The organism is Mycobacterium aquaticum (assembly GCF_002086485.1).
Lineage (GTDB): Bacteria > Actinomycetota > Actinomycetes > Mycobacteriales > Mycobacteriaceae > Mycobacterium > Mycobacterium aquaticum.
This window is the reverse complement of sequence record NZ_MVHF01000018.1, coordinates 43,806-69,185: the sequence shown is the minus strand read 5'-3', so window position 1 is coordinate 69,185 and position 25,380 is coordinate 43,806. Positions and strand designations below refer to the sequence as shown.

The following is a 25,380-nucleotide window of genomic DNA, read 5'->3' as shown; positions in this document are numbered from 1 at the left end:
CGCCCTTAGTGTTTCAGCAGACTGGCGTCGTCGACCGAGGCCGAGTGCCGGGTGCGGAAGATGGTCATGATGATGGCCAGGCCGATCACCACCTCGCAGGCGGCGACCACCATGGTGAAGAACGCCACCACCTGGCCATCGAGATGACCGTGCATGCGAGAGAACGTCACGAACGCCAGGTTCGCCGCGTTGAGCATCAACTCCACGCACATGAACATGACGATGGCGTTGCGCCGCAACAACACTCCGGCCGCACCGATGGTGAACAGCAGAGCGGACAGATACAGATAATTCGCGGGATCCATTATGCTCCTCGCGTCCGCAGATCCATGCTAGTGCTCCCTCTTCCCATCAGCCGGCACGCTGCGCTGCGGCAGGATCGCGCTGACCGACAGCACGGCGTCCGAACCGTCGGGCAGCCGCGCCGGGATGTCGACGGCATTGTGTCGGGCGTAGACGCCGGGATTGGGCAGCGGCGTCGGCCGTCCGCCGGCCTGGAAGCGTTCGATCGCCAATTCACGCTGCGTCTTTCGGCGTTCGAAGCGTTCCCGGTGCGCCAGCACCATGGCCCCCAGCGCGGCCGTGATCAGCAGCGCACTGGTGAGCTCGAACGCCCACAGGTAGCGGGTGAAGATCAGTGCCGCCAGACCCTGGACGTTGCCGCCGCTGTTGGCCTGCGCGAGCCCGGTGAAACCCACCGCCGATACGTTGCCGATGCCACCGATCAGCAGGATGCCGAAGCCCAGCCCGGCGATCAGTGCCGCCACCCGTTGTCCGCGTAGGGTTTCCACCAGGGACTCTGTCAGGTCGACACCGATGAGCATCAGGACGAACAGGAACAGCATCATCACCGCACCGGTGTAGACGACCACCTGCACCACCCCGAGGAACAACGCATCCTGGGCGACGTAGAGCACCGCGAGCGCAATCATCGTGGACGCCAGGAACACCGCCGAGTACACAGCCTTGGGCGCGGCCACCACGCCAATCGCTCCGAGCACCGCGACCGCGCCGAGCACCCAGAACACCACGGCCTCTGACGTCGAGGTCCTGGTGACTGCGTCGGTGGCCGCCGCCAGCAATTCGGGCGTCATCTAGCGTCCTCGGTACAGGGCGAGATCTTGCCCAGGTAGTAGTCGTCATCGGTGCTGCCCGGGGCCATCTCGTGCGGCGGTGCCAGCATGCCCGGCTGCAATGGCGCCAGCAGTTTGTCCTTGCCCAGGATCAGGTCGGCGCGGTTGTCGTCGGCCATTTCGTAGTCGTTGGTCATGGTCAGCGCGCGAGTCGGGCACGCCTCGATGCACAGCCCGCAGCCGATGCAACGCAGATAGTTGATCTGGTACACCCGCCCGTAACGCTCACCCGGTGAGAACCGCTCGCCGGGCAGGTTGTCGGCCCCCTCGACAAAGATGGCGTCGGCCGGGCAGGCCCACGCGCACAGTTCACAGCCGATGCACTTTTCCAGTCCGTCGGGATACCGGTTGAGCTGGTGGCGACCGTGATATCGGGGCGCGACGGGCCCGGGTTTCTCCGGATACTCTTCGGTGATCGGCTTTTTGAACATCGAGCCGAACGTGACCGCGAAACCGGCCAGCGCGTCGAGGAACTTAGGCATCGGCCGTCTCCTTCCTGACGGACGGGAGTGGCGGGACGGGGTACGCCCCGGCGCTCTGCTCGGGCGGCGGTGGGAGACTTCTGCGCCGCAACGACTTCCACAGCACCGCCGCCAGCAGCAGGACGATGACGACAGCCGCGCTGATCAGGCCGGTGGCCCAACCCTGGTAACCGTGCGTGCGCAGACTGTGGGTGACGGCCACGACCATGATCCAGACCAGCGACACTGGGATCAGAACCTTCCAGCCGAGTGCCATGAACTGGTCGTAGCGCAGCCGCGGCAGGGTGGCCCGCAGCCAGATGTAGATGAACATGAAGGTCCACACCTTGGCGGTGAACCACAGCAGCGGCCACCATCCGCTGTTGGCGCCGTCGATCATGTTGAACGGGAACGGGGCATGCCATCCGCCGAGGAACATGGTGGTGGCCAACGCCGAGACGGTGGTCATGTTGACGTATTCGGCGAGCATGAACATCGCGAATTTCAGCGACGAGTACTCGGTGTGGAAACCGCCGACGAGCTCGCCCTCGGCCTCGGGCAGATCGAAAGGCGCCCGGTTGGTTTCGCCGACCATCGAGGTCGCGTACACCACGAACGACGGGAGCAGCACGAACACGTACCAGGTGCGGTCCTGAGCCGCGACGATCCCGGACGTGGACATGGTGCCGGCGTAGAGGAACACCGCGGCGAACGAGAGCGCCATCGCGATTTCGTACGAGATCACCTGAGCGCTGGACCGCAGACCACCCAGCAGCGGGTAGGTGGAGCCCGACGCCCATCCCGCCAGCACGATTCCGTATACCCCGATGGAGGTGACGGCCAGTACGTAGAGCACCGCGACAGGGAGGTCGGTCAATTGCAGTGGCGTGCGGTGTCCGAACACCGACACCGCGCCGCCCATCGGGATCACCGCGAACGCCATGAACGCCGGGATCACGGAGATCACCGGCGCGAGTAGGTAGATCGGCTTGTCCACGCCGGCAGGGGTGAGGCCCTCTTTGAGCGCCAGCTTGATGCCGTCTGCCAGGGACTGCAACAGACCCCAGGGGCCGACCCGGTTGGGGCCCGGCCGCATTTGCATGCGGCCCAACACTTTGCGTTCGACGAGGATGGCGGTCAACACCGTCAGCAACAGGAACACGAAGATCGCCAGCGACTTGGCGAGGATCAGCCACCACGGATCATGACCGAACAGGGTGGGGTCGGGATATGTCATGATCCGGCTCCGATCGAGACGATGGCTCCGGCCGATGCGCCCAGCTGCCGGTACACCGCCGAGCCGGGGGAGTGCAGTGGGAGCCAGACCACCCGGTCGGCCATCTCGGTCACCGCCAGCGGCAGGGTGACGGCACCGCGGTCGGTCCGGACAGTCACCGGATCACCGTGGGCCACCCCGATTTCCGCGGCAGTCGCGGCCGACAGCCGGACCACCGGTGTCGGTGCTGTGCCGGCCAGATACGGCTCGCCGTCCTGCAGTCGCCCCGAGTCCAGCAACATGCGCCAGCTTGCGAGGATTGCCTGCCCGGGGCCCGGCTCCGCCTGCGCGGCGGGCGGCACCGACGGTGCGTCGGCACGTGGCCCGGACCATGAGCCCAGTGCGGCCAGCTCGGTGTCGGCCGCCGCCGCGCTCGACATCCCCAGGTCGACGCCTATCTCGTCGGCGAGGTAGTGCAGGACCCGCAGATCGGGAATCGCATTGGTGCGCAATGACGGTTCGAACGGCCGGAGCCGGCCCTCCCAGTCGACGAATGCGCCGGCCTTCTCGACCACCGGCGCGACCGGGAACACCACGTCGGACAGTTGGGTCACCGCGCTTTCCCGCAACTCCAGGCTGACGACGAACGGCGTCGCGCGCAGCGCTGACACGGCCAGAGCCGGGTCGGGAAGATCGTCGAGTTCGACGCCGCCGACGAGCAGCGCGCCCAGCCGACCGTCGGCCGCCGCGGTCAGGATCGCATTGGTGTCCCGGCCGGGTGTGCTCGGCAGTTCGCCGGAGTTCCAGGCCTGCTCGGCCTGTGCGCGGGCCTGCGGATCGGTGACCGGACGGCCGCCGGGCAGCAGGTTGGGCAGGGCACCGGCCTCCACGGCCCCGCGTTCCCCTGCTCGCCTCGGAATCCAGGCCAGCCGGGCGCCGGTGGCGGCGGACAGTCGGGCAGCTGCCGACAGTGCGCCCGGCGAGCCGGCGAGCCGTTCACCGACCAGGATGACGGCACCCTGTTCGCGCAGCCGAGCATCGCCGGTCAACGCGTCGAGCGCGGCGGCCTCGGTGCCGGGGACGGTCGCGATCAGCGTCCCCGACATCTTCTCCAGGCCACGCGTGGCGAACGGTGCCAGCGCCAGTACCCCCACCCGGTTCTTGCGGGCCCCCTTGCGTAGCCGCAGGAAGACGATCGGTGATTCCTCTTCGGGTTCGAATCCCGCCAGCAGGACGGTCGGCGCGGTTTCCAGCTCCGCGTAGCGCAGCGTCATCGGCCTGCCGGCCACGGCGGTGGCGAGGAAGTCGGCCTCTTCCGCTGAGTGGTCGCGCGCCCGGAAGTCGATGTCGTTGGTGCCCAGCACCATTCGGGCGAACTTCGAGTAGGCGTAGGCGTCCTGCAGTGTGCTGCGCCCGCCCACCAGGACGCCGGTGTCACCGCCCGCCGCCAGCAGGCCGGCCCCGGCCACGGTGAGGGCCTCCGACCAGGACGCCGGACGCAGGCCGCCGTTGTCGTCGCGCAGCAGTGGGGTGGTGATGCGGTCGCCGACGGTCGGGTAGGTGAACGCCCACCGGCCCTTGTCGCAGTTCCACTCCTCGTTGACCTCGGGATCGTCACCGGCCAAGCGGCGCAGCACTTTTCCGCGGCGATGATCGGTGCGCTGGGCGCATCCCGACGCGCAGTGCTCACACACGCTGGGGCTGGACACCAGGTCGAACGGCCGCGCGCGGAACCGGTAGGCGGTGCCGGTCAGCGCCCCGACCGGGCAGATCTGCACGGTGTTGCCGGAGAAGTAGGACTGGAACGGCTCGTCGGGCGCGATCCCCACCTGTTGCAGCGCACCGCGTTCCAGCAGGGCGATGAACGGGTCACCGGCGATCTGGTCGGAGAAGCGGGTGCACCGGGCGCACAGCACGCAGCGTTCACGGTCCAGCAGAACCTGGGCAGAGACGTTGATCGGTTTGGGGAACGTGCGTTTGACATCGGTGAACCGGGTCTCGGGGCGTCCGTTGGACATGGCCTGGTTCTGCAGCGGGCATTCCCCGCCCTTGTCGCAGATCGGGCAGTCGAGCGGATGGTTGATCAACAGCAGTTCCATCACGCCGCGCTGGGCCTTGTCCGCCGCCTCGGAGCTGAACTGCGTGCGCACCACCATGTCCGGTGTGACGGTCGTGGTGCACGACGCCATCGGCTTGCGCTGCCCCTCGACCTCGACCAGGCATTGGCGGCAGGCGCCCACCGGGTCCAGCAGCGGATGGTCGCAGAACCGGGGGATCTGAATGCCCATCAGCTCAGCCGCACGGATCACCAATGTTCCCTTCGGAACCCTGATTTCGTCGCCGTCGATGGTCAACGTGACCATCTCGACCGGCGGCGTGTCTTTGGTCGGCTCGGCCAATGTCACGAGCGGCCCCCTTTCCTTGCGCGAGCAGTCGCAGAATCGCATGACACGCCCGGGAATCGTGCGACTCTGTGTCTGCTCGCGGTGAGAAACATCTACACACCCGCCTCTTCGGTCGCCATCAACGCCGAGGCGTGCGGATCGAACGGACAGCCGCCGTCCAGATGTGCGACATACTCGTCGCGGAAATACTTGATCGACGAGATCACCGGCGATGCGGCGCCATCGCCCAACGCGCAGAACGACTTCCCGAAGATGGTGTCGGAGATGTCGAGCAGCTTGTCGATGTCGGCGTCGGTCGCTGCGCCGGTTTCCAGGCGAGCGTAGATCTGAGCCAGCCAGTAGGTGCCCTCGCGGCACGGGGTGCACTTGCCGCAGGACTCGTGAGCGTAGAACTGGATCCAGCGGCGCACCGCGCGGACCACGCAGGTGGTCTCGTCGAAGATCTGCAGCGCCTTGGTTCCGAGCATGGACCCGACGGACGCCATACCTTCGTAATCCAGTGGGACATCGAGGTGTTCGGTGGTCAGCAGCGGTGTCGATGAACCGCCGGGAGTCCAGAACTTCAAGGTGTGGCCGGTCCGCACGCCACCGGCGTAGTTGAGCAGCTCGCGCAGTGTGATGCCCAGCGGCGCCTCGTACTGGCCGGGCCTGTTCACATGCCCCGACAGCGAATACAGCGTGAAACCCGGGGACTTCTCCGAACCCATGGACCGAAACCAGTCCACTCCGTTGAGCAGGATCGGCGGGACGCTGGCGATCGATTCGACGTTGTTGACCACGGTGGGGCAGGCGTAGAGGCCCGCCACCGCGGGGAACGGCGGACGCAGTCGCGGCTGGCCGCGACGGCCCTCCAGCGAATCAAGCAGCGCGGTCTCCTCGCCGCAGATGTACGCACCCGCACCGGCGTGCACCGTCAGTTCCAGGTCGAAACCCGAATCGAGGATGTTCGAGCCCAGATAGCCGGCGTCGTACGCATCGGCGACGGCTGCCTGGAGGCGCCGCAACACCGGCACGACTTCGCCGCGCACGTAGATGAAGGCGTGCTTGGCGCGGATAGCGTACGCCGCGATGATCACGCCCTCGACCAGGAAATGCGGTGTGGTCAGCATCAGCGGGATGTCTTTGCACGTGCCGGGTTCGGACTCGTCGGCGTTGACCACGAGGTAGTGCGGCTTGGCGCCGGCGCCCTCGGTGCCCTGCGGGATGAACGACCACTTCGTGCCCGTCGGGAAACCGGCACCTCCGCGGCCACGCAGCCCCGAATCTTTAACCAGCGCAATGACATCGTCAGGCGCCATCGCCAGCGCCCGCTCGAGCGCCCGGTAGCCGTCGTGGCGACGGTAGGTCTCCATCGTCCACGGTTCGGGTTCGTCCCAGAACCGGCTCAGCACGGGTGTCAGCGGCGTCATGTGCTCGCCCCATCCGGATTCGGCGCCGACGTCCCGAGTTCGCGTGCCTGGCGCAGGCCAGCCAGGGTGGCCGCGCCGGGTGCGCCGCCCGTTACATGCGGGTCGGTGAGCCCGGCCAACGTGCGGGCGGTCTCGCGGAAGGTGCACAGCGGCGCGCCGCGGCTCGGTTCGGGCGGGTTGCCGGACCGCAAACCGTCGACCAGATCGCGTGCCGACGAAGGGGTTTGGTTGTCGAAGAACTCCCAGTTGACCATGATGACGGGCGCGTAGTCGCACGCCGCGTTGCATTCGATGTGCTCGAGGGTGACCCGCCCGTCGGTGGTCGTCTGACCGGCGTGGATGTCCAGATGCTCCTGTAGCACATCGAGAATGGCGTCACCGCCCATGATCGCGCACAACGTATTGGTGCACACTCCCACCAGGTAGTCGCCTGTCGGGGTGCGCCGGTACATCGAGTAGAACGTCGCCACCGCGGTGACCTCGGCGTCGGTCAGGTCGAGTCGCTCTGCGCAGAACCGGATTCCGGCGGGCGTGAGGCACCCATCCTCGGACTGCACCAGGTGCAGCAGGGGTAGCAGGGCCGAGCGCGCGTCGGGGTAGCGGGCGGTGATGCGTTGCGCGTCGGCGGTCAGTCGGTCGGTGACGTCGTCAGGATATGCCGCGGGCCCGTTGATCGGCGGGCCCGCTTCGTCGGGCCGTTGCCCGAGTTCCAGGAAAACTTCGCTCACCTGTACTGTCTCCTCTTCGCGCAAGCGCTCATCTAGCGATCCACTCCGCCCATGACCGGATCGATCGACGCCACCGCCGCGATCGCGTCGGCGACCATGCCGCCTTCGCACATCGCCGCCACCGCTTGCAGATTGGTGAACGACGGGTCGCGGTAGTGCACCCGGTAGGGCCGGGTGCCGCCGTCGGAGACCATGTGTACGCCGAGCTCGCCGCGTGGCGATTCCACCGCGACGTAGACCTGACCGGCCGGTACCCGAATGCCCTCGGTGACGAGCTTGAAGTGGTGGATCAGCCCTTCCATCGAATGGCCCATGATCTTGGCGATATGTTCGGGGGAGTTGCCCAGGCCGTCGGGGCCGATTTTGAGATCGGCGGGCCAGGCCAGCTTCTTGTCGCTGATCATCACCGGCCCGGGCTCCAGGCGGTCGATGCACTGCTGGACGATCTTCAACGACTCCCGCATCTCCTTGACGCGAATGATGTAGCGGCCGTATGAATCACACCGGTCGTCGGTGATGACGTCGAATTCGTAGTTCTCGTAACCGCAATACGGTTGGGTCTTGCGCAGGTCGTGCGGCAACCCGGTGGACCGCAATACGGGTCCGGTGATGCCCAATGCGATGCAGCCGGTGAGGTCGAGATACCCGACGCCGACCGTGCGGGCCTTCCAGATGTAGTTCTCGTTGAGCAGATCCTCCAAGTCGTTCAACCGTTTCGGCAGCAACTCCACCAGGGCCCGCAGCTGGCCCATCGCCTCGCCGGGGAGATCGACGGCCACGCCGCCAGGCCGGATGTAGGCGTGGTTCATGCGCAGGCCGGTGATCGATTCGAAGACTTTCAGGATTTCTTCGCGCTCGCGGAACCCGTAGAACATCGCGCTCATCGCGCCCAGTTCCATGCCGCCGGTGGCCAGCGCCACCAGATGCGATGAGATCCGGTTGAGTTCCATCAGCATCACGCGGATCACGTTGGCGCGCTCGGGGATGTCGTCGGTGATGCCGAGCAACTTCTCAACGCCCAGGCAGTACGCCGTCTCGTTGAAAAACGGTGAGAGGTAATCCATTCGGGTGACGAAGGTGACGCCCTGGGTCCAGTTGCGGAATTCCAGGTTCTTCTCGATGCCGGTGTGCAGATACCCGATGCCGCACCGGGCTTCGGTGATGATCTCGCCCTCGATCTCCAGGATCAGCCGCAGCACCCCGTGCGTCGACGGGTGCTGCGGCCCCATGTTGACCACGATGCGCTCGCCGGCGTGTTCACGGGCGGCGGCCACGACCTCGTCCCAGTCCTGCCCGCCGACCATGACGACGGAGGATTCGTCGGTAGTCATCAGTTGTAGGACCTCCGCTGATCGGGCGGCGGGATCTGCGCGCCGTGGTACTCCACCGGGACGCCGCCGAGGGGGTAGTCCTTGCGCTGCGGATGGCCCACCCAGTCGTCGGGCATCTCGATACGGGTCAGCGCTGGATGACCGTCGAACACGATGCCGAAGAAGTCGTAGGTCTCGCGCTCGTGCCAGTCGGTGGTCGGATAGATCCCGTACAACGACGGGATGTGCGGATCGGCGTCCGGTGCGGCGACCTCCAACCGGATCCGCCGGTTGTGCGTGATGGACATCAACGGATACACCGCGTGCAATTCCCGATCTGTGTCGTCGGGGTAGTGCACACCGCTCACGCCGAGGCACATTTCGAACCGCAACGCGGGATCGTCGCGCAACACGGCGGCGACCGCGGGCAGCTGCACCCGGCTGACCTCGAGGGTCAGCTCGTCGCGGTACACCACGACGCGTTCGATGGACACCGCATGGCGTTCCTCGCCGAGCACCTCGGCCAGCCGATCGACGACCTCGTCGAAATAGCCGCCGTAGGGCCGTGGTGAGCTGCCGGGCAGGGCGACCGACCGGATCAGCCGGCCGTAGCCCGAGGTGTCACCGGTGCCCCGCGCCCCGAACATGCCGCGGCGCACCCCGATCACCTCCGGTGTGTCGCCCTTGGAGTCGCTCACCTCAGCAGTCCTTTGAGTTCGATGGTCGGCTGCACCGCCAGGGCGGCCTGCTCGGCCTCGCGGATGGCTTCGGCCCGGTTCACACCGAGTGGCATCTGCTGAATCTTGTCGTGCAGCTTCAGGATTGCATGCAGCAGCATCTCCGGACGGGGCGGGCAGCCCGGCAGATAGATGTCGACCGGCACCACGTGGTCGACACCCTGGACCACCGCATAGTTGTTGAACATGCCGCCCGAGGACGCGCAGACGCCCATCGCCAGCACCCATTTCGGTTCGGCCATCTGGTCGTAGATCTGGCGCAGCACCGGGGCCATCTTCTGGCTGACCCGGCCCGCGACGATCATCAGATCGGCCTGTCTGGGAGTCGCCGAGAACCGCTCCATGCCGAACCGCGCGATGTCGAATCGCGGCCCCGCGGTGGACATCATCTCGATGGCGCAACATGCCAGGCCGAACGTCGCAGGCCACAGCGATCCCTTGCGTACATACCCGGCCACCACTTCGACCGTCGAGAGCAGAATGCCGCCGGGCAGCCGTTCCTCTAGTCCCAATTCAAGCCCCCTCGCCGCCATACGTAGGCGTACGCCACGAACACCGTGAGCATGAACAACAACATCTCCACCAGCGCAAACAGGCCCAGACTGTCAAAGGCGACCGCCCACGGGTAGAGAAACACGATCTCGATGTCGAACACGATGAACAACATGGCGGTCAGGTAGTACCGGATAGGCATCCGCTGGCCGGTGGCACCCGCCGAGCCTGCAGGCAACGGTTCGATACCGCATTCGTAGGCTTCGAGTTTGGAGCGGTTGTACCGCCGCGGCCCGATGACGAGGGCGATCCCCACCGAGACGACCGCGAACGCTGCTGCGATCGCGCCGAGAACCAGAATTGGCGTGTAGAGACTCATGCCGCGTGAACGCTCCCTCGGTGGGCTGTCGATGTGAGCTGACCCACAGCCTAGCGAGCTTTGCGGCCCGTGCCACGCATTTTGATTAGTATCGGTTACTAACGCGCCGACCTACCACGGCGCGTACCGCGCTGCGGTGAATTTCAAACGGCTACAGGTTGATTCGCGTTCCGATTACCTGGCCGGGGCGCGCAGCAAGGACACCACCGCGTCACCCAGCCGGATCGGGTCGATGGGGTGCGGAACGGCTGCCTCGGCGCGGGACCAGCTGGCCAACCAGGCGTCGTCGGGCCGCCCGGTGAGTACCAGGACCGGCGGGCAATCGTCGATCTCGTCCTTGAGCTGTTTGGCGATGCCCATGCCGCCGGCCGGGGTGGCCTCGCCGTCCAGGATGGCCAGGTCGAATCCGCCCGCGTCCATTTGTGCGATCACCATCGGTGCGGTCGCGACGTCGACGTAGTCCAATTCGGGCAGTTCCGGGTGAACGCGTTTGCCGAGCGCGAGTCGTACCTGTTCGCGGGTGCGCGGATTGTCGCTGTACACCAGGATGCGCAGCGGCGCGGGGCCGACCATGTTGGCGATGCTACTGGCTGAGCCCGTGCGCGCCGGTCAACTCGGCGAATTCGACTGTGCGCGTTCAGGCCCGGGTGAACATCAGGTCGGCCGAGATGTCGGTCTTCGGTCCGACCATGCCGAGCATGTTGCCCGACACACCGAATTCGCGCCGATCCACCGTGCAGCCGCCGGATACCCGCGCAGCGCCGTCGTCGAGAATCTGCACGGTGACGGGCAATTCGATGGGCCGCGAGGTGCCTCGGACTGTCAAGGTCGCACGCAGTCGCGCACTGTCGGCGTCAGCGGCCTCGAATCCGGTCACTGCGACCACGATGTCGGGGTGGGTGTCGACGTCGAAGAAATCGGCCGAGCGCAGGTGGTTGTCCCGCTTGGTGATCCCTGTGTGCAGCGAGGTCGCCCGAACCACCACGCGCCCGGTGACCGTTTCCCCGACCACGCCGTCGCCGCTGAACTCAGAGAACTCGCCTGTCACTGTCGCCAGCCCCCAGCCGGTCTTGTTCCGGAACGTCACCGAGGACCGGTCTGGGGCCAGCGTCCAGCTGCCCGTCGTGTTGACGAGGATGTCCGGAAGAGTGGTCATGGCGCCTCCGTGCAGATCGTGCTGTCGGGTCGTGTCTTGATCACGATGTGGGCCGGTGGTCGGATCAATCTCCTGGACCGCCATTGACCTCAAGTGCCATTGAGATTGAACACTGGACGGCATGGACGAAACACCGACCATGTCCCGGTTCGATCAAGCGTACGCATCGAACACCGCCCCCTGGGTGATCGGCGAGCCGCAACCAGCCATCGTCGAACTCGAACGCACCGGCGGCATCAGCAGTCCCGTGCTCGACATCGGGTGCGGTGCCGGCGAGCACACCATCCTTTTGACCAGGCTGGGTTACGACGTCCTCGGTATGGACTTCGCACCTCAGGCCATCGAGCAGGCCCGTGCCAATGCCGCCGCGCGGGGCGTCGACGCGCAGTTCGCGGTGGGCGACGCGCTCGCGCTCGACGGCACGTCGACGTACCAGACCGTCGTCGACAGCGCGCTGTTCCACATCTTCGACGACGCCGACCGCGGTGCGTACGTGCGCAGCCTCGCGGCCGCATGCCGGCCCGGCGGGCTCGTGTACGTGCTGGCCCTGTCCGACGCAGGCCGGGGCTTCGGGCCTCAGGTCAGCGAGGACACCATCCGCACCGCGTTCGGCACCGGATGGGATCTCGAGTCGCTACAGACCACCACGTACCGCGGCGTGGTGGGGGAGGCGCACGCCGAGGCGTTCGGGGTTGCGGTGGGCACGATGGTCGACGAACCGGCCTGGTTGGCGCGAGTGCGCCGACTCTGAACGGCTCACTCCCGTTCGTAGCCCGGGTGCGCTACGCGTAGCCGGTGCCGCACCAGGGCGTGCAGCGCAGGCAGCACTTCGTCGCCGCAGTCGCCCGCGCGGATCGCAGCCGCCAGTTCGGCTTCGTCGTCGAAGCCGAGCTGGCGCATCGCCCGCGCCGGCTCATCGGCGGTGTCATCGAGCAATTCCCGTTCGACCGTGCGCAGTACGTTGGCAGCGACGCGGGCGTGGAACCGCAGCGCTGCCGCGTCGGCGCGCCGACCGTCGGGGTCGGTGCCGTCGCGCACCTCGGTTTCCAGGAACTCCGCGACGGCAGCCACCAGTTCGGCCGCGGTCGGTTTGTAGTGCAGTCCGGTCATGTCTGCTCCAACAGGGTCAGCAGGTCGTACTCGGTTTCACAGACGCGGCGCCCGATCGCCGCCAACTCAACCGACCGCGTCTGGCCGCACCGGTGCCGCTCGTACTGGTAGCGGCAGATGACGCCCCACCGCAGGGTGGCCAGCACCAGCCACCAGTGCAGGGTGTCCCGGGCGACGGGGGCGCCGCCGGCCGCCTGATAAGCCGACACGAAGTCGTCGATGCTGCCAAGGCCACCCGCGGCGAGTTCCTTCGGTGCGCCGAACCGCCAGGCGCGAATGCAGAACCAGGCCAGGTCATCGGCGGCCTCCCCGATATGGGTGAGCTCCCAGTCCAATACGGCAGCCAGCCTGGTTGTTCCGGAGCTGGAGTCCACGATCAGGTTGCCCATGCGGAAATCGCCGTGCACCAGCACAGGACGCGTCGGCGCCGGGCGGTTGTGCGCCAGCCAACGGAACGCCCACTCGAATGTGGCTGTCGTGTCGCCCATTTGGTCGAGTTCGCGGCGCCATTCGGTGAGCGGGTCGGATTCCGCCAAGCCGATCCCGTGCGCGTCGGCGCGGTGGATCTGTGCGAGCGCCCGCGCGCACTGGGCCAGCAGTGCCGGGCGAGACGTATCGTCCAGCGTGCGGGCGATCTTGCGGACGATGGTCTCACCGTCGATGAAATCGCAGATCAGGTACGGGTTCCCGAGCGGCTCAATCGAATTGGAAGCCGCCAGGATGTGTGGGACGGGTGCGCCTGCCGCGGCCGCCCGGCGCAGCGCGGCAGCCTCCAACTCCATGCCGGCATGCACGTCGTCCGGCGGTCCGATACGCAGGATCAACGGCCGGCTGTCCGCGGCGAACGCCCAGGTGGTCCGGCTGGCGCCGCCCGTCAGCTCTCGCAGGCCGTCGATGGTCACGTCGCCCAGTTCGGGTGCCAACACTGCTGCCAGGGCCGCGGTGTCGATCACTTTCGTCCGAACTTCAGCATGCGCTGCGCGACGCGGCGGATCTGGATCTCCTCGGCTCCCTCGGTGATCCGATAGCGGCGGTGATGCCGGTAGATGTGTTCGAACGGTTCGTGTCGGCTGTAGCCGAGCCCGCCGTGGATCTGCATGGCCCGGTCGGCCGCCTCGCACACCAGCCGGTTCGCGCGGTAATTGGCCATCGACACTTTGTCGGACACCTCCATGTGGTGATCCCGGTCCAGATGCCAGGCGGCGTAGTAGACCAGCAGCCGAACCATCTGCGCCTCGGTCTGCAGTTCGGCCAGCGGCCACTGCACGGCCTGGTTCACCGCCAGGGGTTTGCCGAAGACGATGCGCTCACCGGCGTAGGCGGCGGCGCGGTCGATGCAGTACTGGGCCGCGCCGAGGCTACTGGCTGCCTGGCGAATCCTGTTCTCGTGCAAGAAGGTCTGCCCGACTTCAAGGCCGTGGTCGACCTCGCCCAGCACCGCGTCACCGGGCACCCGGACGTCTTTGAGCACCACCTCGCCGTGATCGCTGGGCATGTTGAAAGTCCACCAGTAGTACGGCACGGTGAAACCCGGAGTGTCGGTCGGCACCAGGAACGCGGTGATACCTACCGCTTGACCGGGTTCCCCCGATGTCCTGGCGAAGATCAGATCGTGGGTGGCGCGGTGCACCCCGGTGTTCCAGCGTTTGGCGCCGTTGATCACCCAGCCGTCACCGTCTTTGACCGCGGTGGTCTCCAGCCAGGTCGCGTCGCTGCCGTGATCGGGTTCGGTGAGCCCGAACGCCATCGACCGCTTGCCGGTGATCATCGCCTCGACCCATTCGTTCTTCTGGGCTTCGGTGCCGAACCGGCTCATCATGATGACCTGGGGGAAATTCCCGACGATCGACGACTCGTCCTGCAGATCGTTGTGCAGGCCGAGTCCCTTGTGCGCCAGGTGTTCCCGAATGACGGCCATGTCCAGGTTCGTGCCGTCGCGGCCACCGAACTCGCTGGGCAAGCCGTACCGCAGCCAGCCGGCAGCATCCGCGCGGCGGCGCATCTCGTCGAGCAGGTCCTCCCATTCACGGGCGGGTACGCCGCCGTTCTCCAGGTCGGTGCGGGCGAATTCGCGACGCCGATCGAAGTACTGCATGTGCTGCTGTTCGAGCGGTTTGATCTGCGCCTCGATGAAGGCGTCCATCTCCGCGAGCAGTCTTGGAAGGTGTTCTGGTAGAGCGAAATCCACTCTGATCTCTCTTTCTGGTCTCAGAAGCCGTAGAGGGTCTTCTTCCAGATCGTCGACAACGTTGCGATGGCGTCCTCATCGCTGATCTGCAGTTCCGATCCCGGGTTACCGACGACCACCACGGTGAAGTTCTCGAACAGCAGCGCGATCGCGGCCGCGATGTGCTCCGGGTTGAGTCCCTGTGCGTAGCCTTGCGCGGCGGCGTGCCGCACCGACTCGGCGACCATGTCCATGCCGAACCGCCGGAACTGATGCTGTACCTCGGCGAATCGTGGTTGCGTGGCACCGAGTTGCGCGACCGCGATCATGATGCCGATGTTCTGCTTGAACAGATTCCAGTACCCGGTGACCACGGTGGTGAAGTAGTCGGTGTCCTGAGGCGAGTCCGGCAGCGGCACGCTCATGCCCGACGGGGTGACGATGTCGTGCAGGAACGATTCGGCCAGCGACGCCAGCAGGTCTTCCTTGTCGTCGAAGTACCGGTAGAACACCGCCGAGGATTTACCCGCGGCCGAGGTGATGTCGGCCAGCGTGGTGCCGTGAAAACCGCGCTCGGCGAAGAGTTTACGGGCGGCCAGCTCGATGGCTCCGCGGGTCTGGCGGCCCTTGGCGGTGAGAGATTCGGCCGGCGTCATGTGTGCTGTCAGTTCCGGATCCGGTCACCGGCGCGCAACAGCGCACTGGGGAGGTCGTGCCCGACCAGCTGCTGGGCCACCTTGGCGGCCTCGATCGCGGCGGTCAGGTCGACGTCGACGTCGATATCGCTGTCCCGCAACAGGTACACCAAGTCTTCGGTGGCGATGTTGCCGGTGGCGCCGGGAGCGAACGGGCAGCCGCCGAGGCCGCCCACCGACGCGTCGAGCCGGGTCACACCGGCCTGCACCGCGGCGTAGGCGCTCGCCAGCCCGGCCCCTCGGGTGTTGTGGAAGTGCGCCCCCAGCGGCAGGGCGCCGACGATCGGGCGGATCTGCTCGATGAGCGACGTGACGCGCCGCGGGGTGGTGGTCCCGATGGTGTCGGCGATGGCGATCCTGTCGACACCGAGTTCGATTGCTGCAGTGACGATGTCGACGACGCGCTGCGGTGCGGTCGGCCCGTCGAACGGGCAGTCCCACGCCGTGGCGATGATGACCTCGACCGCGGCGTCGCTGTCGTGTGCGACCCGGGTGACATCGGCGATGGCGGCGGTGGCCTCGGCGGTGCTGCGGCCGACGTTGGCCTGGCTGTGGGCATCGGAGGCCGACACCACGTACTCGATGGAGCGCAACCCGGAGGCGATGGCGCGTTTGGCGCCGTTGGGGCTGGCGACCAGGGCGGAGAATTCCACGTCGGGAAACGCCGCCAACGCTTCGGCGAACTCGGGGGCGTCGGCGAGGGCCGGCACCTTGGACGGCGACACGAACGCCGTCGCCTCGATCTCCCGGACACCGGTGGCGACGATGGCTTCCAACAGTGCGACCTTGGCCGACAACGGAATCGGGTCCTCGAGTTGCAAACCGTCGCGCAGACAGACTTCGCGGATATCGACATGGGTGGGCATGTTCACAGCACCCCCTCGGTGCGCAGTTTCTCCAGTTCGTCGGCCCCGAGGCCCAGCAGGCCGCCGTACACGTCGTCATTGTGCTGACCCGGGCGCGCCGGTCCGGCGTTGCGGATGCTGCCAGGCGATTCGGACAGCACCGGCACGATGCCGGGACCCTTGACGTTGCGGCCGATCCGTTCGTCCCAGTGATCGGCGATCATGCCGCGGGCCTGCAATTGTGGGTCCTCGATCACCTCGGCGACGGTGTTGATGGGACCGGAGATCACTCCGGCCTGCGACAGGGTCTCGATGATTTCCGACGGCTGGCGCTCGGCCGCCCACGCGCCGATGATCTTGTCCAGTTCGTCTTGATTGCGGCCGCGCGCAAGGTGATCGGCGAACCGGTCGTCGGTGGCCAGTTCCGGACGGCCCATCGCAGTGCACAGCCTCCGGAACACGGTGTCCTGGTTGGCCGCGATCACCACCCAGCTGCCATTGGCGCTCTGATAGATGTTCGACGGCGCGATACCTTCGAGCCGCGTACCCGACGGCCCGCGGACCACACCTGCGGTGTCGTAGTCCGGGATGGTGGATTCTTGGATGGCCAAACACGATTCGGTCAGCGCGGTGTCCACCACCTGTCCTTCACCGGTGACGCTGCGGCGGTACAGCGCCGCCAGCGCCCCCTGGGCGGCGAACATGCCGGCGAGGCTGTCGCCCAACGACAACGCCAGGCGTGGGGGAGGGCCGCCGGGAAAGCCGTTCATGTGCCGCAGGCCGCTGGCCGCCTCGGCGACCGAGGCGTAGCCCGCCTTGCCCGCCTCCGGTCCGGTCTGCCCGTACCCGGACACCCGCACCAAGATGATGCCCTTGTTGCGCTCGCGCAGGACGTCGTAGCCCAGATTCCACTTCTCCAGCGTGCCGGGCCGGAAGTTCTCCACGATGATGTCGGAGCGGTCGACCAGATCGAGAAACAGCTCGCGGCCCCGGTCGGTGCGCAGGTCCAGGGTGATGGCCTTCTTGTTGCGCGCATGCACCGTCCAGAAGAAGTGGTGCCCGTCGAGTTCCGCCTGGCCCCAGGTGCGCAGCGGATCCGGGCTGCCGGGCAGCTCGACCTTGATGACCTCGGCGCCCATGTCGCCCAGCAGCCGGCCGGCGAACGGCCCTGAGATCAAGGTGCCGAGTTCGAGCACCCTGACACCGTCCAGTGCCCCGGTCGCGTTCACTGTGCTGAACCCACGGTCGCTGTGCTCCTGCCCTCCGATGAGAACCCGTGCCGGTGCAGCCAGTCCGTGCAGATGTCGACGGCGTGGCGCAGCTTGTCGCGCTGATCGGGCCCCGAGTAGTAGTGGTTGGCGCCGGGAATCTCGTGCATCTCCTTGTCCGGATGCCCGATCGCCTCGTACAGGCGACGGGTGTGGCTGGGCGTGCAGGCGTCATCGGCGAGGTTGCCGATCACCAGCGCTGGTACGGCGATGTCCGGGCCCGCCTTGACCGCGTCACCGTTGGCGTCGTCATAGCTCCATTGCGACAGCCAGCTGCGCAGCGTGCAGAATCGGGCGAGGCCGACCGGGCTCATGTTCACCACCTGAGGATCGCCCAGATAGCACTGTCCCGGGGTGCGTTCGTTGGGATCGACCGTCGGATCGAGCCAGCGCGGGTCGGCCATGGTGCCGTGCACGACGAAGGCGAATTCGTCATCGGGGCGGCCCGCCGCCTTGAGTTCGGCGAGCTTTTCTTTGACCCACCTGGTGATTCGCCGATTCCGGTCGATCTGTGCCGCGTGATAGCGCTCGAGGAACTCGGCGGTGTATGGCGGCTGATTCGGATTGTCGGGGTTGTACAGGTCCAGCTCGGGGTCACGCTTCGACGGATCGCTCTCGTCGAGGATCGAGGCGTCCATCCATTCGGTCATGGTGCCGTGCCTGCTGATGTGCGCGGCCAGCAGCATGATGCCGTCGGCAGGAATGAGGCCGAGCGTGGTCAGGTCGGGGCCGTCGCCGGACGGGCTGGCCGTCACCGTCGGGTTCTGGGCCTGCTGCTGGTAGAACACCGACAGCGACCCGCCGCCGCTCCAGCCGGCGAGGACCACTTTCGAGTACCCCAACCGGTTCTTGGCGTCCTTGATGCACTCGCCGAGGTCTTCGACGACCTTCTCCATCAATAGTGCGGAGTCGGTGCCGCGAAAGCGGCTGTTGCAGTAGATGACGTGATGTCCGGCGCGGGCCAGCGCGTTGATCATCGGCAGATAGGCGCCGCCGCCGATCGGGTGCATGAACACCAAAACCGTCTCCGACGGCTTGGTCTTCGGTTTGAGTAGATAACTCTCCAGCACCACCAGCTCGGCCACTCCGCCGTACACATCGCGCACAGCCGAATTATTTTGGTAGGCAACCAGATACGGGATCCGATCGTATTCGTGCTTCACGGGTGCGTCGATGGTTGTCATTTCTGGTGCTGCCCTAGGTCGTTGGCAAGAATCTCGGCGGACGGTGTGAGCCTGCGCCGGGTGTCGATGGCGATCACCGACCAGTCGACCCGGTCGTACTCGTCGAACTTGCGGCGGGCCCGCTCCCGCGCCTTCTCCGGCGCGCCGTGGTGAACTCCTTGCGGCGCATGGGAAATCAGGCCAGGCGGCATGGGGATGCCATAGAGGGAGCCGGCGTGGAAGAACGCGATCTCATCGTAGTCCACATTGCGGTGATACCACGGGGTGCGCTCGGTGCCAGGCACGCTCTCGGCGGGCTTGGGCAGGAAATTCATCACGTATACCCCGGTGGCCTGCATGAACAGGTGCACCGTCGGCGGCAGGTGCACGCTCTCGGACGTGATGACGGTGTAGTCCTCGATGTTGAACGTGAACGGGAAGTTGTCGCCGCGCCAGCCCTCCACGTCGAGCGGATGGTGTTGGTAGAACAGAGATGTCGGGCCGCCTTCGTGGTAGAGACGTACCTCGTACTCGTCTCTGCCGTCATCGTCGATGGGGGACGGTTCCGGGATCGTCACCTGCGCCGGGTCGAACGGGAAGTGCCGGCCCAGCGTGCCGGCGGGCGGCACCCGGAAATCGTCGGTCGCCTGGATCATCAGCCATGTGTTTTCGGTGTCGGGCACCTGACGGAACGTGCACGCTTTCGGGATGTACACCCAGTCGCCGTCGCGGTAGCGCAGCGGGCCGAACTCCGTCTCCAGGAGCCCGGATCCTTTGTGCACGAACAGCAGTAGGTCGCCGTCGACGTAGCGGGCGAAGAAGGGCATCGCCTCGCTGCGTCGGCTCAACAACACCTGACTGTCGGCATTGGAGAACATCAGCAGGGGGCCGCCCTGGGCATCGCTCGCGTCGGCGGGCTTGAGTTCTGAGGACAGCACGTCGGTGGGGCGCAGCGGTCCGACGGTGCGGTAGGCGGTGGGGTCGTTGCGCCGGTACATGTTGGCGGTGCGCCCGACGAAACCACCGCGCCCGAGTTCGTCGTCCTTGAGGCCGTCGAGGTCGGCGTGTACACGCTTCGGTGTTTTGCCTTTGCGCAGGTGGACGAACGATTCCATACCAGGCTCCCAGGGGACGAGCGACCAAAACTGAAAGTGACGTTACTTTTCTTTCCGGTGCTTCGCAAGGGTTCGTCGCGCGGAGTTTCAGTGTCCTCGGCGCGGGGTAGCCAGCTCCCACGGAGGAAGTCGCGGATACCTTTCGCCGAAGTTGACGCCGCGACTTCCTTCACGCTGTAACCCGTATCAGCGCGGCGCACAGGCGATCTCGCCGGCGACGTCGCGAATGACGAAAGGACTCGCATGCCCAAGGAACTGCAAGGTCGCAGGATCGGCATATTGGCTGCCGACGGCGTGGAGCGCATCGAACTCGAGCAGCCCCGCACCGCGGTCGAGAACGCCGGTGCCCGGGTCGACCTGCTGTCACTCAAGTCGGGTGAAATTCAGGCCCGCGACCACGATCTCGAACCGGCAGGCAGCTTTCCCGTCGACCGCGAAGTCGCCGACGCGAAAGTCGACGACTACGACGCACTGATCCTGCCGGGGGGCACCGTCAACCCCGACAAGCTCAGACTCGACGAATCCGCCGTGGCGTTCGTCCGCGACTTCGTCCGCTCGGGCAAGCCCGTTGCGGCGATCTGTCACGGACCGTGGACCCTCGTGGAAGCCGGCGTCGTTCGGGATCGCACATTGACCAGCTATCCGAGCATCCGCACCGATCTCCGCAACGCCGGGGCCACGGTCGTCGACAAGCAGGTCTGCGTCGACGGCAACCTGATCACCAGCCGGTCCCCGCAGGATCTGCCTGCGTTCTGTGAGGCGATCACCGACGAGTTGGCGAGTACTCCCGCACAGACGTGAACACGGGTCGAGTCATGAGAGATCGTGCCTCGACCGACGCGGCAGACCCGGCCGTCGCCGCGTCGTCGAGTCTTCGGCAACGCAACTTCGTCTTCCTGGCCGTGGTGCTGGGCATGCTCTTGGCGGCCCTCGACCAGACGATCGTGGCGACCGCGTTGCCCACTGTCGTCGCCGATCTCGGCGGTGCCGGACACCAGGCGTGGGTGGTCACCAGCTATCTGCTCGCCTCGACGATCGTCACGGCGGTGGTGGGCAAGCTGGGGGACATCTTCGGCCGCAAGAAGGTGTTCCAGGTTGCCATCCTGCTGTTCCTTGCCGGATCGGTGCTGTGCGGTTCGGCGCAGTCGATGGGGATGCTCGTCGCTTCTCGGGCGCTGCAGGGACTCGGCGGCGGTGCCATCACGGTGACGGCCGTCGCGGTCATCGGTGAGGTGATACCCCTTCGTGAACGCGGCCGTTACCAGGGCGCGCTGGGCGCGGTGTTCGGTGTCACCACCGTGGTCGGCCCGTTGCTCGGAGGCCTGTTCACCGACCACCTGAGTTGGCGGTGGGCATTCTGGATCAACGTTCCGGTGGCGATCGTCGTCATCGCGATCGCGGCGGTCGCGATACCCGCCCTCGAACGCACCGCAAGACCCGTCCTCGACTACGCGGGCATCGTCCTGGTCGGTCTCGGCGCTGCGGGCCTGACCCTGGCCACCAGTTGGGGCGGCACCACCTACGGGTGGGGCTCGCCGACGATCGTCGGGCTGTTCATCGGGTCCCTGGTGGCACTGGTGGCCTTCGTCATGGTCGAGCGCCGTGCGACCGAACCGGTGCTGCCCATCCGGTTGTTCTCCAACCCGGTCTTCACGGTCTGCTGCGTGCTGTCCTTCGTCGTCGGGTTCGCGATGCTCGGCGCGCTGACCTTCCTGCCGACCTACATGCAGTTCGTCGACGGGGTCTCGGCCACCGCCTCCGGGCTGCGGACCTTGCCCATGGTCGCCGGCCTGCTGGTGACCTCGTTGGGCAGCGGTGTTCTCGTCGGCCGCAGCGGCAAGTACAAGATCTTCCCGATCATCGGCACGGCCATCATGGCGCTCGGATTCGTGCTGTTGTCGCGGATGGATGCCGACACCTCGACGCTGATCCAGTCGCTGGACCTGCTTGTTCTCGGCACGGGGATAGGCCTGAGCATGCAGGTGCTCATCCTGGTGGTACAGAACACCGTCGAATTCAGCGATCTCGGCGTCGCCACCTCCGGCGTGACGTTCTTCCGCACCATCGGCAGCTCGTTCGGGGCCGCCATCTTCGGCTCGCTGTTCGCGAACTTCTTGGACGACCGGCTTCCCTCGGCAATGGCCATCAGTCACGTGCCGCCCGACGCTGCGACGTCGCCACAGGTGCTGCACCGCCTGCCACACGACATCGCGGCCCCGATCGTCAACGCCTACGCCGACTCGCTGACGCGGGTCTTCCTGTTCGCAGCGCCGTTCGCGGTGGTCGGTTTCGTGCTGGCGCTGTTCCTCAAGCAGGTTCCGCTCCGCGACACCGCGGCCAGCGGCAGTACGGACATGGGCGAGGGCTTCGCCATGCCGACCACCGAACCGCCGGAGAAGGTGCTCGAAGTCGCGATCGGGCGGCTGCTGCAACGCAGTCACGGCGTCGACCTCGAAGCCCTGGCGCATTCGCCGCGCAGCCTCCTGGACACTGCGCAGCTGTGGGCGCTGATCCAGATCTACCGCTACGCCGCGGTCACCGGGGCCGCGAACCTGCTCGATATCGCCGACGAGCGACGGGTACCTCGGCAGATTCTGGAGCCGGCGTTCGACCGGCTGGTCGCCACCGGTTTTGCGACGCGCGAGGGGCACGAGTTCTCCCTGACACCGGCCGGTGCCGCGGAGATCAGCTCGGCGCGCAACGTCATCTCCAGCTGGCTCACCGAGAGCCTCGCGCAGTCTCCGGATTTCCAAGGCCGGCCGGATCGCCTCCAGGTGCAAGGTGCGCTCGACCGCGTCGCCCGAGGTGTACTCATGGAGCGCGATCGCGCGCACGACGAGACCAGGCCGATGAAACTCGGCCCGTCGCGCCGACCGGTCGCCGTACCGCCCACGACGCGCCTGCGGGCCCCGGCGGCCGAGCCTCGGGTGGAACCGCCGACCCGTCCGTTCCGCCCGCAGTCCGGGCCGCCCTCGCGTCCGGGCCCCCGGCCGCCGCGCCGCTGACCGCTCAGATCATCGCCGTGCGAGGGACCTTCATACCCAGCGCGAGCGCTCCGGCCAGCTCGCGGCTGGTGTCGTAGTCGAACACCACGTGGCCGGCCAGGACGTCGACGTCACGCTTGAACCGCTGCATGGGGTTGGACAGAAAGTGGATGCCTGCGCCACCGGCGCCGAGCAGCCCGGCGATGACTGCGCGCGACTCGGCGACGATGTGCGCCGCGGCCAACCGAGCCTGGGCCCGCACGGGCCTGCCGACCGGGTCTGGAAAGGCCACGACGGCCTCGACCTGGCTGACGGTGTCGGCCAGCAGTGCGCGCAGGGCGCGTAACCGCACGTGGGCGCCGGCCAGATGGGCCTGGGCGATCGGCTTGTCCTTCTGCATGACCCCCTCGTACGGCAGCACGCGCTCGGCGAGCCGTTGTGTATAGATCTCGGTGACGCGTTCGGCGCTGCCGAGCGCGGGCATGGCCGCCAACAGTGCCAACGCCGGCACCATGGGCCAGCGGTAGGTCGGGCTGCCGTGCAGGCCCGCGCCGGGCGTAGTGCCGGCATAGATGTCGGTCACCTTGACCAACCGGTGCTCCGGCACGAACACGTCGGTGGCCACCACATCGTTGGATCCGGTGGCCCGCATGCCGTCGGTGTGCCAGACGTCCTCGACCGTGACGTCGCCGATCGGCAGCAGAGCCAGGGCGGGGTAGAGGCCGTCGTCCGGTCCGCACAGCGCTGCCACGATGATCCAATTGCCGTGCATCACGCCGGTCGCCCACGACCACCGGCCCGACAGCCGCACGCCGCCCGCCGCAGGCAGCCCGCGGCCCGTGGGTGCCAACGGAGCCGGAGCCAGGAACGGTCGCGTTGCGTAGGCCTCCTCCTGGGCTTGCTCGCCGAACAGCGCCAGCATCCAGTTGTGCAGCGTGTAGAAGCCGATGGTCCATGCGCTCGACGTGCACCCGTGAGCCATCCGGCGGACCGGGTCCAGGATCGCCGCGAAATCCTCCTCGCGACCGCCGTATCGGCGGGGGACCAGTAGTTCGGTGAAACCGGTCTCGGTCAGGTCGGCCACCGTGGCGTCCGGGAGTCGCCGCAACTGCTCTGCCTCGGCGGCTCGCTCACCCAATCGTGCGACGAAATCGTCGGTGATGACCGATTCGACTTCCGGCAGTGTCGGCATGGCCGAAAGTTACCATACTTTTTAGTATGGTCATTTGAATGACACCTTTGGAATCTGCTCGGCGACGATCGGATAACCCTCCGGACACTGGTTGTGCACAGATTGGCGTCGGCGGCCACTGCCGATGGTCCGCGCAGGCGGAGGCCAGCTGCTGTTTCGGCTGGTAGCGCGCCTCACGAGAGGCTTAAGACAAAGGTCGCGTCGCTTTTTGCGAAGTCGAGTTGTGCCGCGCCGTAACGGGCCGTCGGTTTTCTCTCATCGCGGCCTCATGATTTACTCAAGGCGAAACAACTGAAATTTCTCGGTCCGCTCCCCTGAGGCACCGGGCTCAGCCGAGCGGGCGCGACATTGCAGCGATCCTTCGTTGCGTGTCGCTGGGTGATCCTTGATCGCGCAGTACAGGCGTAGTTGACCGGAAGATGGACGGATTCGCAGTATGACCTTCATTGACAAGATTCGTGGCCATTGGGCGCGCCGATTTACGGTGGCGGCCATGGCAGCACTGCTGCTGCCTGGCTTGATCGGCGTGGCAGGCGGATCGGCGACCGCGGGAGCGTTCTCCCGGCCTGGCCTGCCGGTGGAATACCTGATGGTCCCGTCGCCGTCGATGGGCCGCGACATCAAGATTCAGTTCCAGAGCGGCGGACCCGGCTCGCACGCGGTCTACCTGCTCGACGGCCTGCGGGCCCAGGACGACTACAACGGCTGGGACATCAACACCAACGCGTTCGAGATGTTCCTCAACAGCGGCCTGTCTGTGGTCATGCCCGTCGGCGGTCAGTCCAGCTTCTACAGCGACTGGTACTCGCCGGCATGCGGCAAGTCGGGCTGCGTCACCTACAAGTGGGAGACCTTCCTGACCAGCGAGCTGCCCCAGTGGCTGGCCGCCAACCGTGACGTCTCCGCGACCCGCAACGCGGCGGTCGGTCTGTCGATGGCCGGTTCGGCCTCGATGATCCTGGCTGCCTACCACCCGGAGCAGTTCATCTACGCGGCCTCGCTGTCCGGCTTCCTGAACCCGTCCGAGGGCATGTGGCCGTTCCTGATCAACATCTCCATGGGTGACGCCGGCGGCTACAAGGCCAACGACATGTGGGGTCCGACCGAAGACCCGAACAGCGCCTGGAAGCGCAACGACCCGATGGTGCAGATCCCCAGGCTCGTCGCCAACAACACCCGCCTGTGGGTGTACTGCGGCAACGGCCAGCCCAACGAGCTCGGTGGCGGCGACCTGCCCGCAACCTTCCTGGAGGGCCTGACCATCCGCACCAACCAGACCTTCCGCGACAACTACCTCGCGGCCGGCGGTAACAACGCGGTGTTCAACTTCCCGGACAACGGCACGCACAACTGGGCTTACTGGGCCCGGGAGCTGCAGGCGATGGTTCCGGACCTGCAGCGGGTCCTGGGCTAAG

25 protein-coding genes and 1 pseudogene are annotated in these 25,380 nt (G+C 66.6%); 4 read left to right on the top strand and 22 right to left on the bottom strand.

Annotated features, from left to right (window positions below; genetic code table 11):
- Positions 1-5: 5 nt before the first annotated feature.
- From nuoK to BST13_RS18405, 13 genes and pseudogenes are all read right to left on the bottom strand, one after another.
- Entirely contained in the window at positions 6-305 is a 300-nt protein-coding gene (gene nuoK, locus BST13_RS18465) for an NADH-quinone oxidoreductase subunit NuoK (protein ID WP_029372627.1), read from the bottom strand.
- Positions 306-332: 27 nt separating this feature from the next.
- Complete coding sequence (locus BST13_RS18460; RefSeq protein ID WP_083165471.1) at positions 333-1,094, bottom strand: NADH-quinone oxidoreductase subunit J; 762 nt, start codon at positions 1,092-1,094, stop codon at positions 333-335.
- Positions 1,091-1,633: pseudogene (gene nuoI, locus BST13_RS18455) on the bottom strand (NADH-quinone oxidoreductase subunit NuoI); the annotation flags it as partial. The pseudogene nuoI and the gene BST13_RS18460, both read right to left, overlap by 4 nt.
- A complete protein-coding gene (gene nuoH, locus BST13_RS18450; RefSeq protein ID WP_083165469.1) occupies positions 1,608-2,831 on the bottom strand; it encodes an NADH-quinone oxidoreductase subunit NuoH in 1,224 nt (407 codons plus the stop codon). The pseudogene nuoI and the gene nuoH, both read right to left, overlap by 26 nt.
- The gene (locus BST13_RS18445) at positions 2,828-5,215 is read right to left on the bottom strand and encodes an NADH-quinone oxidoreductase subunit G (RefSeq protein WP_083165468.1); all 2,388 of its coding nucleotides are present in this window, start codon (positions 5,213-5,215) and stop codon (positions 2,828-2,830) included. Before BST13_RS18445 ends, nuoH begins: the two co-directional genes overlap by 4 nt.
- A gap of 92 nt (positions 5,216-5,307) precedes the next feature.
- Complete coding sequence (gene nuoF / locus BST13_RS18440) at positions 5,308-6,624, bottom strand: NADH-quinone oxidoreductase subunit NuoF (protein ID WP_083165467.1); 1,317 nt, start codon at positions 6,622-6,624, stop codon at positions 5,308-5,310.
- Entirely contained in the window at positions 6,621-7,352 is a 732-nt protein-coding gene (gene nuoE, locus BST13_RS18435) for an NADH-quinone oxidoreductase subunit NuoE (RefSeq protein WP_083165466.1), read from the bottom strand. The genes nuoF and nuoE overlap by 4 nt, the downstream gene beginning before the upstream one ends.
- A gap of 32 nt (positions 7,353-7,384) precedes the next feature.
- A complete protein-coding gene (gene nuoD, locus BST13_RS18430; RefSeq protein ID WP_083165465.1) occupies positions 7,385-8,683 on the bottom strand; it encodes an NADH dehydrogenase (quinone) subunit D in 1,299 nt (432 codons plus the stop codon).
- Positions 8,683-9,360: an NADH-quinone oxidoreductase subunit C gene (locus tag BST13_RS18425; protein WP_083165464.1), complete on the bottom strand. Its 678-nt coding sequence runs from the start codon at positions 9,358-9,360 to the stop codon at positions 8,683-8,685. The genes nuoD and BST13_RS18425 overlap by 1 nt, the downstream gene beginning before the upstream one ends.
- Positions 9,357-9,911: a NuoB/complex I 20 kDa subunit family protein gene (locus BST13_RS18420; RefSeq protein ID WP_029372640.1), complete on the bottom strand. Its 555-nt coding sequence runs from the start codon at positions 9,909-9,911 to the stop codon at positions 9,357-9,359. Before BST13_RS18420 ends, BST13_RS18425 begins: the two co-directional genes overlap by 4 nt.
- Entirely contained in the window at positions 9,902-10,270 is a 369-nt protein-coding gene (locus BST13_RS18415; RefSeq protein WP_083165463.1) for an NADH-quinone oxidoreductase subunit A, read from the bottom strand. The genes BST13_RS18420 and BST13_RS18415 overlap by 10 nt, the downstream gene beginning before the upstream one ends.
- Before the next feature lie 174 nt (positions 10,271-10,444).
- A complete protein-coding gene (locus BST13_RS18410; RefSeq protein ID WP_083165462.1) occupies positions 10,445-10,843 on the bottom strand; it encodes an Rv3143 family two-component system response regulator in 399 nt (132 codons plus the stop codon).
- 64 nt (positions 10,844-10,907) lie between these two features.
- Complete coding sequence (locus BST13_RS18405; RefSeq protein WP_083165533.1) at positions 10,908-11,426, bottom strand: YceI family protein; 519 nt, start codon at positions 11,424-11,426, stop codon at positions 10,908-10,910.
- A gap of 121 nt (positions 11,427-11,547) precedes the next feature.
- Between BST13_RS18405 and BST13_RS18400 the strand changes: the two genes are divergently transcribed.
- Entirely contained in the window at positions 11,548-12,177 is a 630-nt protein-coding gene (locus BST13_RS18400) for a class I SAM-dependent methyltransferase (RefSeq protein ID WP_083165461.1), read from the top strand.
- Between the two features lie 5 nt (positions 12,178-12,182).
- Here BST13_RS18400 and BST13_RS39780 read toward each other — a convergent pair whose 3' ends face one another.
- Genes BST13_RS39780 through BST13_RS18360 form a run of 8 tightly spaced genes read right to left on the bottom strand, consistent with a single transcriptional unit; the run spans position 12,183 to position 19,789 of the window.
- Entirely contained in the window at positions 12,183-12,536 is a 354-nt protein-coding gene (locus tag BST13_RS39780; RefSeq protein WP_083165460.1) for a DUF6285 domain-containing protein, read from the bottom strand.
- The gene (locus tag BST13_RS18390) at positions 12,533-13,489 is read right to left on the bottom strand and encodes a phosphotransferase family protein (RefSeq protein WP_083165459.1); all 957 of its coding nucleotides are present in this window, start codon (positions 13,487-13,489) and stop codon (positions 12,533-12,535) included. The genes BST13_RS39780 and BST13_RS18390 overlap by 4 nt, the downstream gene beginning before the upstream one ends.
- Positions 13,486-14,724, bottom strand: a complete 1,239-nt coding sequence (locus BST13_RS18385; RefSeq protein WP_083165458.1) for an acyl-CoA dehydrogenase family protein — start codon at positions 14,722-14,724, stop codon at positions 13,486-13,488. The genes BST13_RS18390 and BST13_RS18385 overlap by 4 nt, the downstream gene beginning before the upstream one ends.
- Positions 14,725-14,744: 20 nt before the next feature.
- Positions 14,745-15,359: a TetR/AcrR family transcriptional regulator gene (locus BST13_RS18380; RefSeq protein WP_083165457.1), complete on the bottom strand. Its 615-nt coding sequence runs from the start codon at positions 15,357-15,359 to the stop codon at positions 14,745-14,747.
- Positions 15,360-15,367: 8 nt separating this feature from the next.
- Entirely contained in the window at positions 15,368-16,264 is an 897-nt protein-coding gene (locus tag BST13_RS18375) for a hydroxymethylglutaryl-CoA lyase (RefSeq protein WP_083165532.1), read from the bottom strand.
- Between the two features lie 2 nt (positions 16,265-16,266).
- Entirely contained in the window at positions 16,267-17,472 is a 1,206-nt protein-coding gene (locus BST13_RS18370; protein WP_083165456.1) for a CaiB/BaiF CoA transferase family protein, read from the bottom strand.
- The gene (locus BST13_RS18365; RefSeq protein ID WP_083165455.1) at positions 17,469-18,695 is read right to left on the bottom strand and encodes an alpha/beta hydrolase family protein; all 1,227 of its coding nucleotides are present in this window, start codon (positions 18,693-18,695) and stop codon (positions 17,469-17,471) included. The genes BST13_RS18370 and BST13_RS18365 overlap by 4 nt, the downstream gene beginning before the upstream one ends.
- Positions 18,692-19,789: a homogentisate 1,2-dioxygenase gene (locus BST13_RS18360; RefSeq protein WP_083165454.1), complete on the bottom strand. Its 1,098-nt coding sequence runs from the start codon at positions 19,787-19,789 to the stop codon at positions 18,692-18,694. Before BST13_RS18360 ends, BST13_RS18365 begins: the two co-directional genes overlap by 4 nt.
- Positions 19,790-20,032: 243 nt before the next feature.
- Here BST13_RS18360 and BST13_RS18355 point away from each other — a divergent pair, with 243 nt between their 5' ends.
- Positions 20,033-20,590 carry a type 1 glutamine amidotransferase domain-containing protein gene (locus BST13_RS18355; RefSeq protein ID WP_083165453.1) on the top strand — a complete coding sequence of 186 codons (558 nt, stop codon included), beginning with the start codon at positions 20,033-20,035 and terminating at the stop codon, positions 20,588-20,590.
- 14 nt (positions 20,591-20,604) lie between these two features.
- Positions 20,605-22,794, top strand: coding sequence for an MDR family MFS transporter (locus BST13_RS18350; protein WP_083165531.1), 2,190 nt, complete (start codon positions 20,605-20,607; stop codon positions 22,792-22,794).
- Between the two features lie 4 nt (positions 22,795-22,798).
- Here the strand turns inward: BST13_RS18350 and BST13_RS18345 are convergent, their stop codons facing one another.
- Positions 22,799-23,965: an acyl-CoA dehydrogenase family protein gene (locus BST13_RS18345; RefSeq protein WP_083165452.1), complete on the bottom strand. Its 1,167-nt coding sequence runs from the start codon at positions 23,963-23,965 to the stop codon at positions 22,799-22,801.
- Positions 23,966-24,401: 436 nt separating this feature from the next.
- On the opposite strand from BST13_RS18345, the gene BST13_RS18340 reads away from it, so the two are divergent.
- Positions 24,402-25,379 (top strand): esterase family protein, encoded by a 978-nt coding sequence (locus BST13_RS18340; protein WP_083165451.1) that lies wholly within the window; start codon positions 24,402-24,404, stop codon positions 25,377-25,379.
- Position 25,380 lies beyond the last annotated feature (1 nt).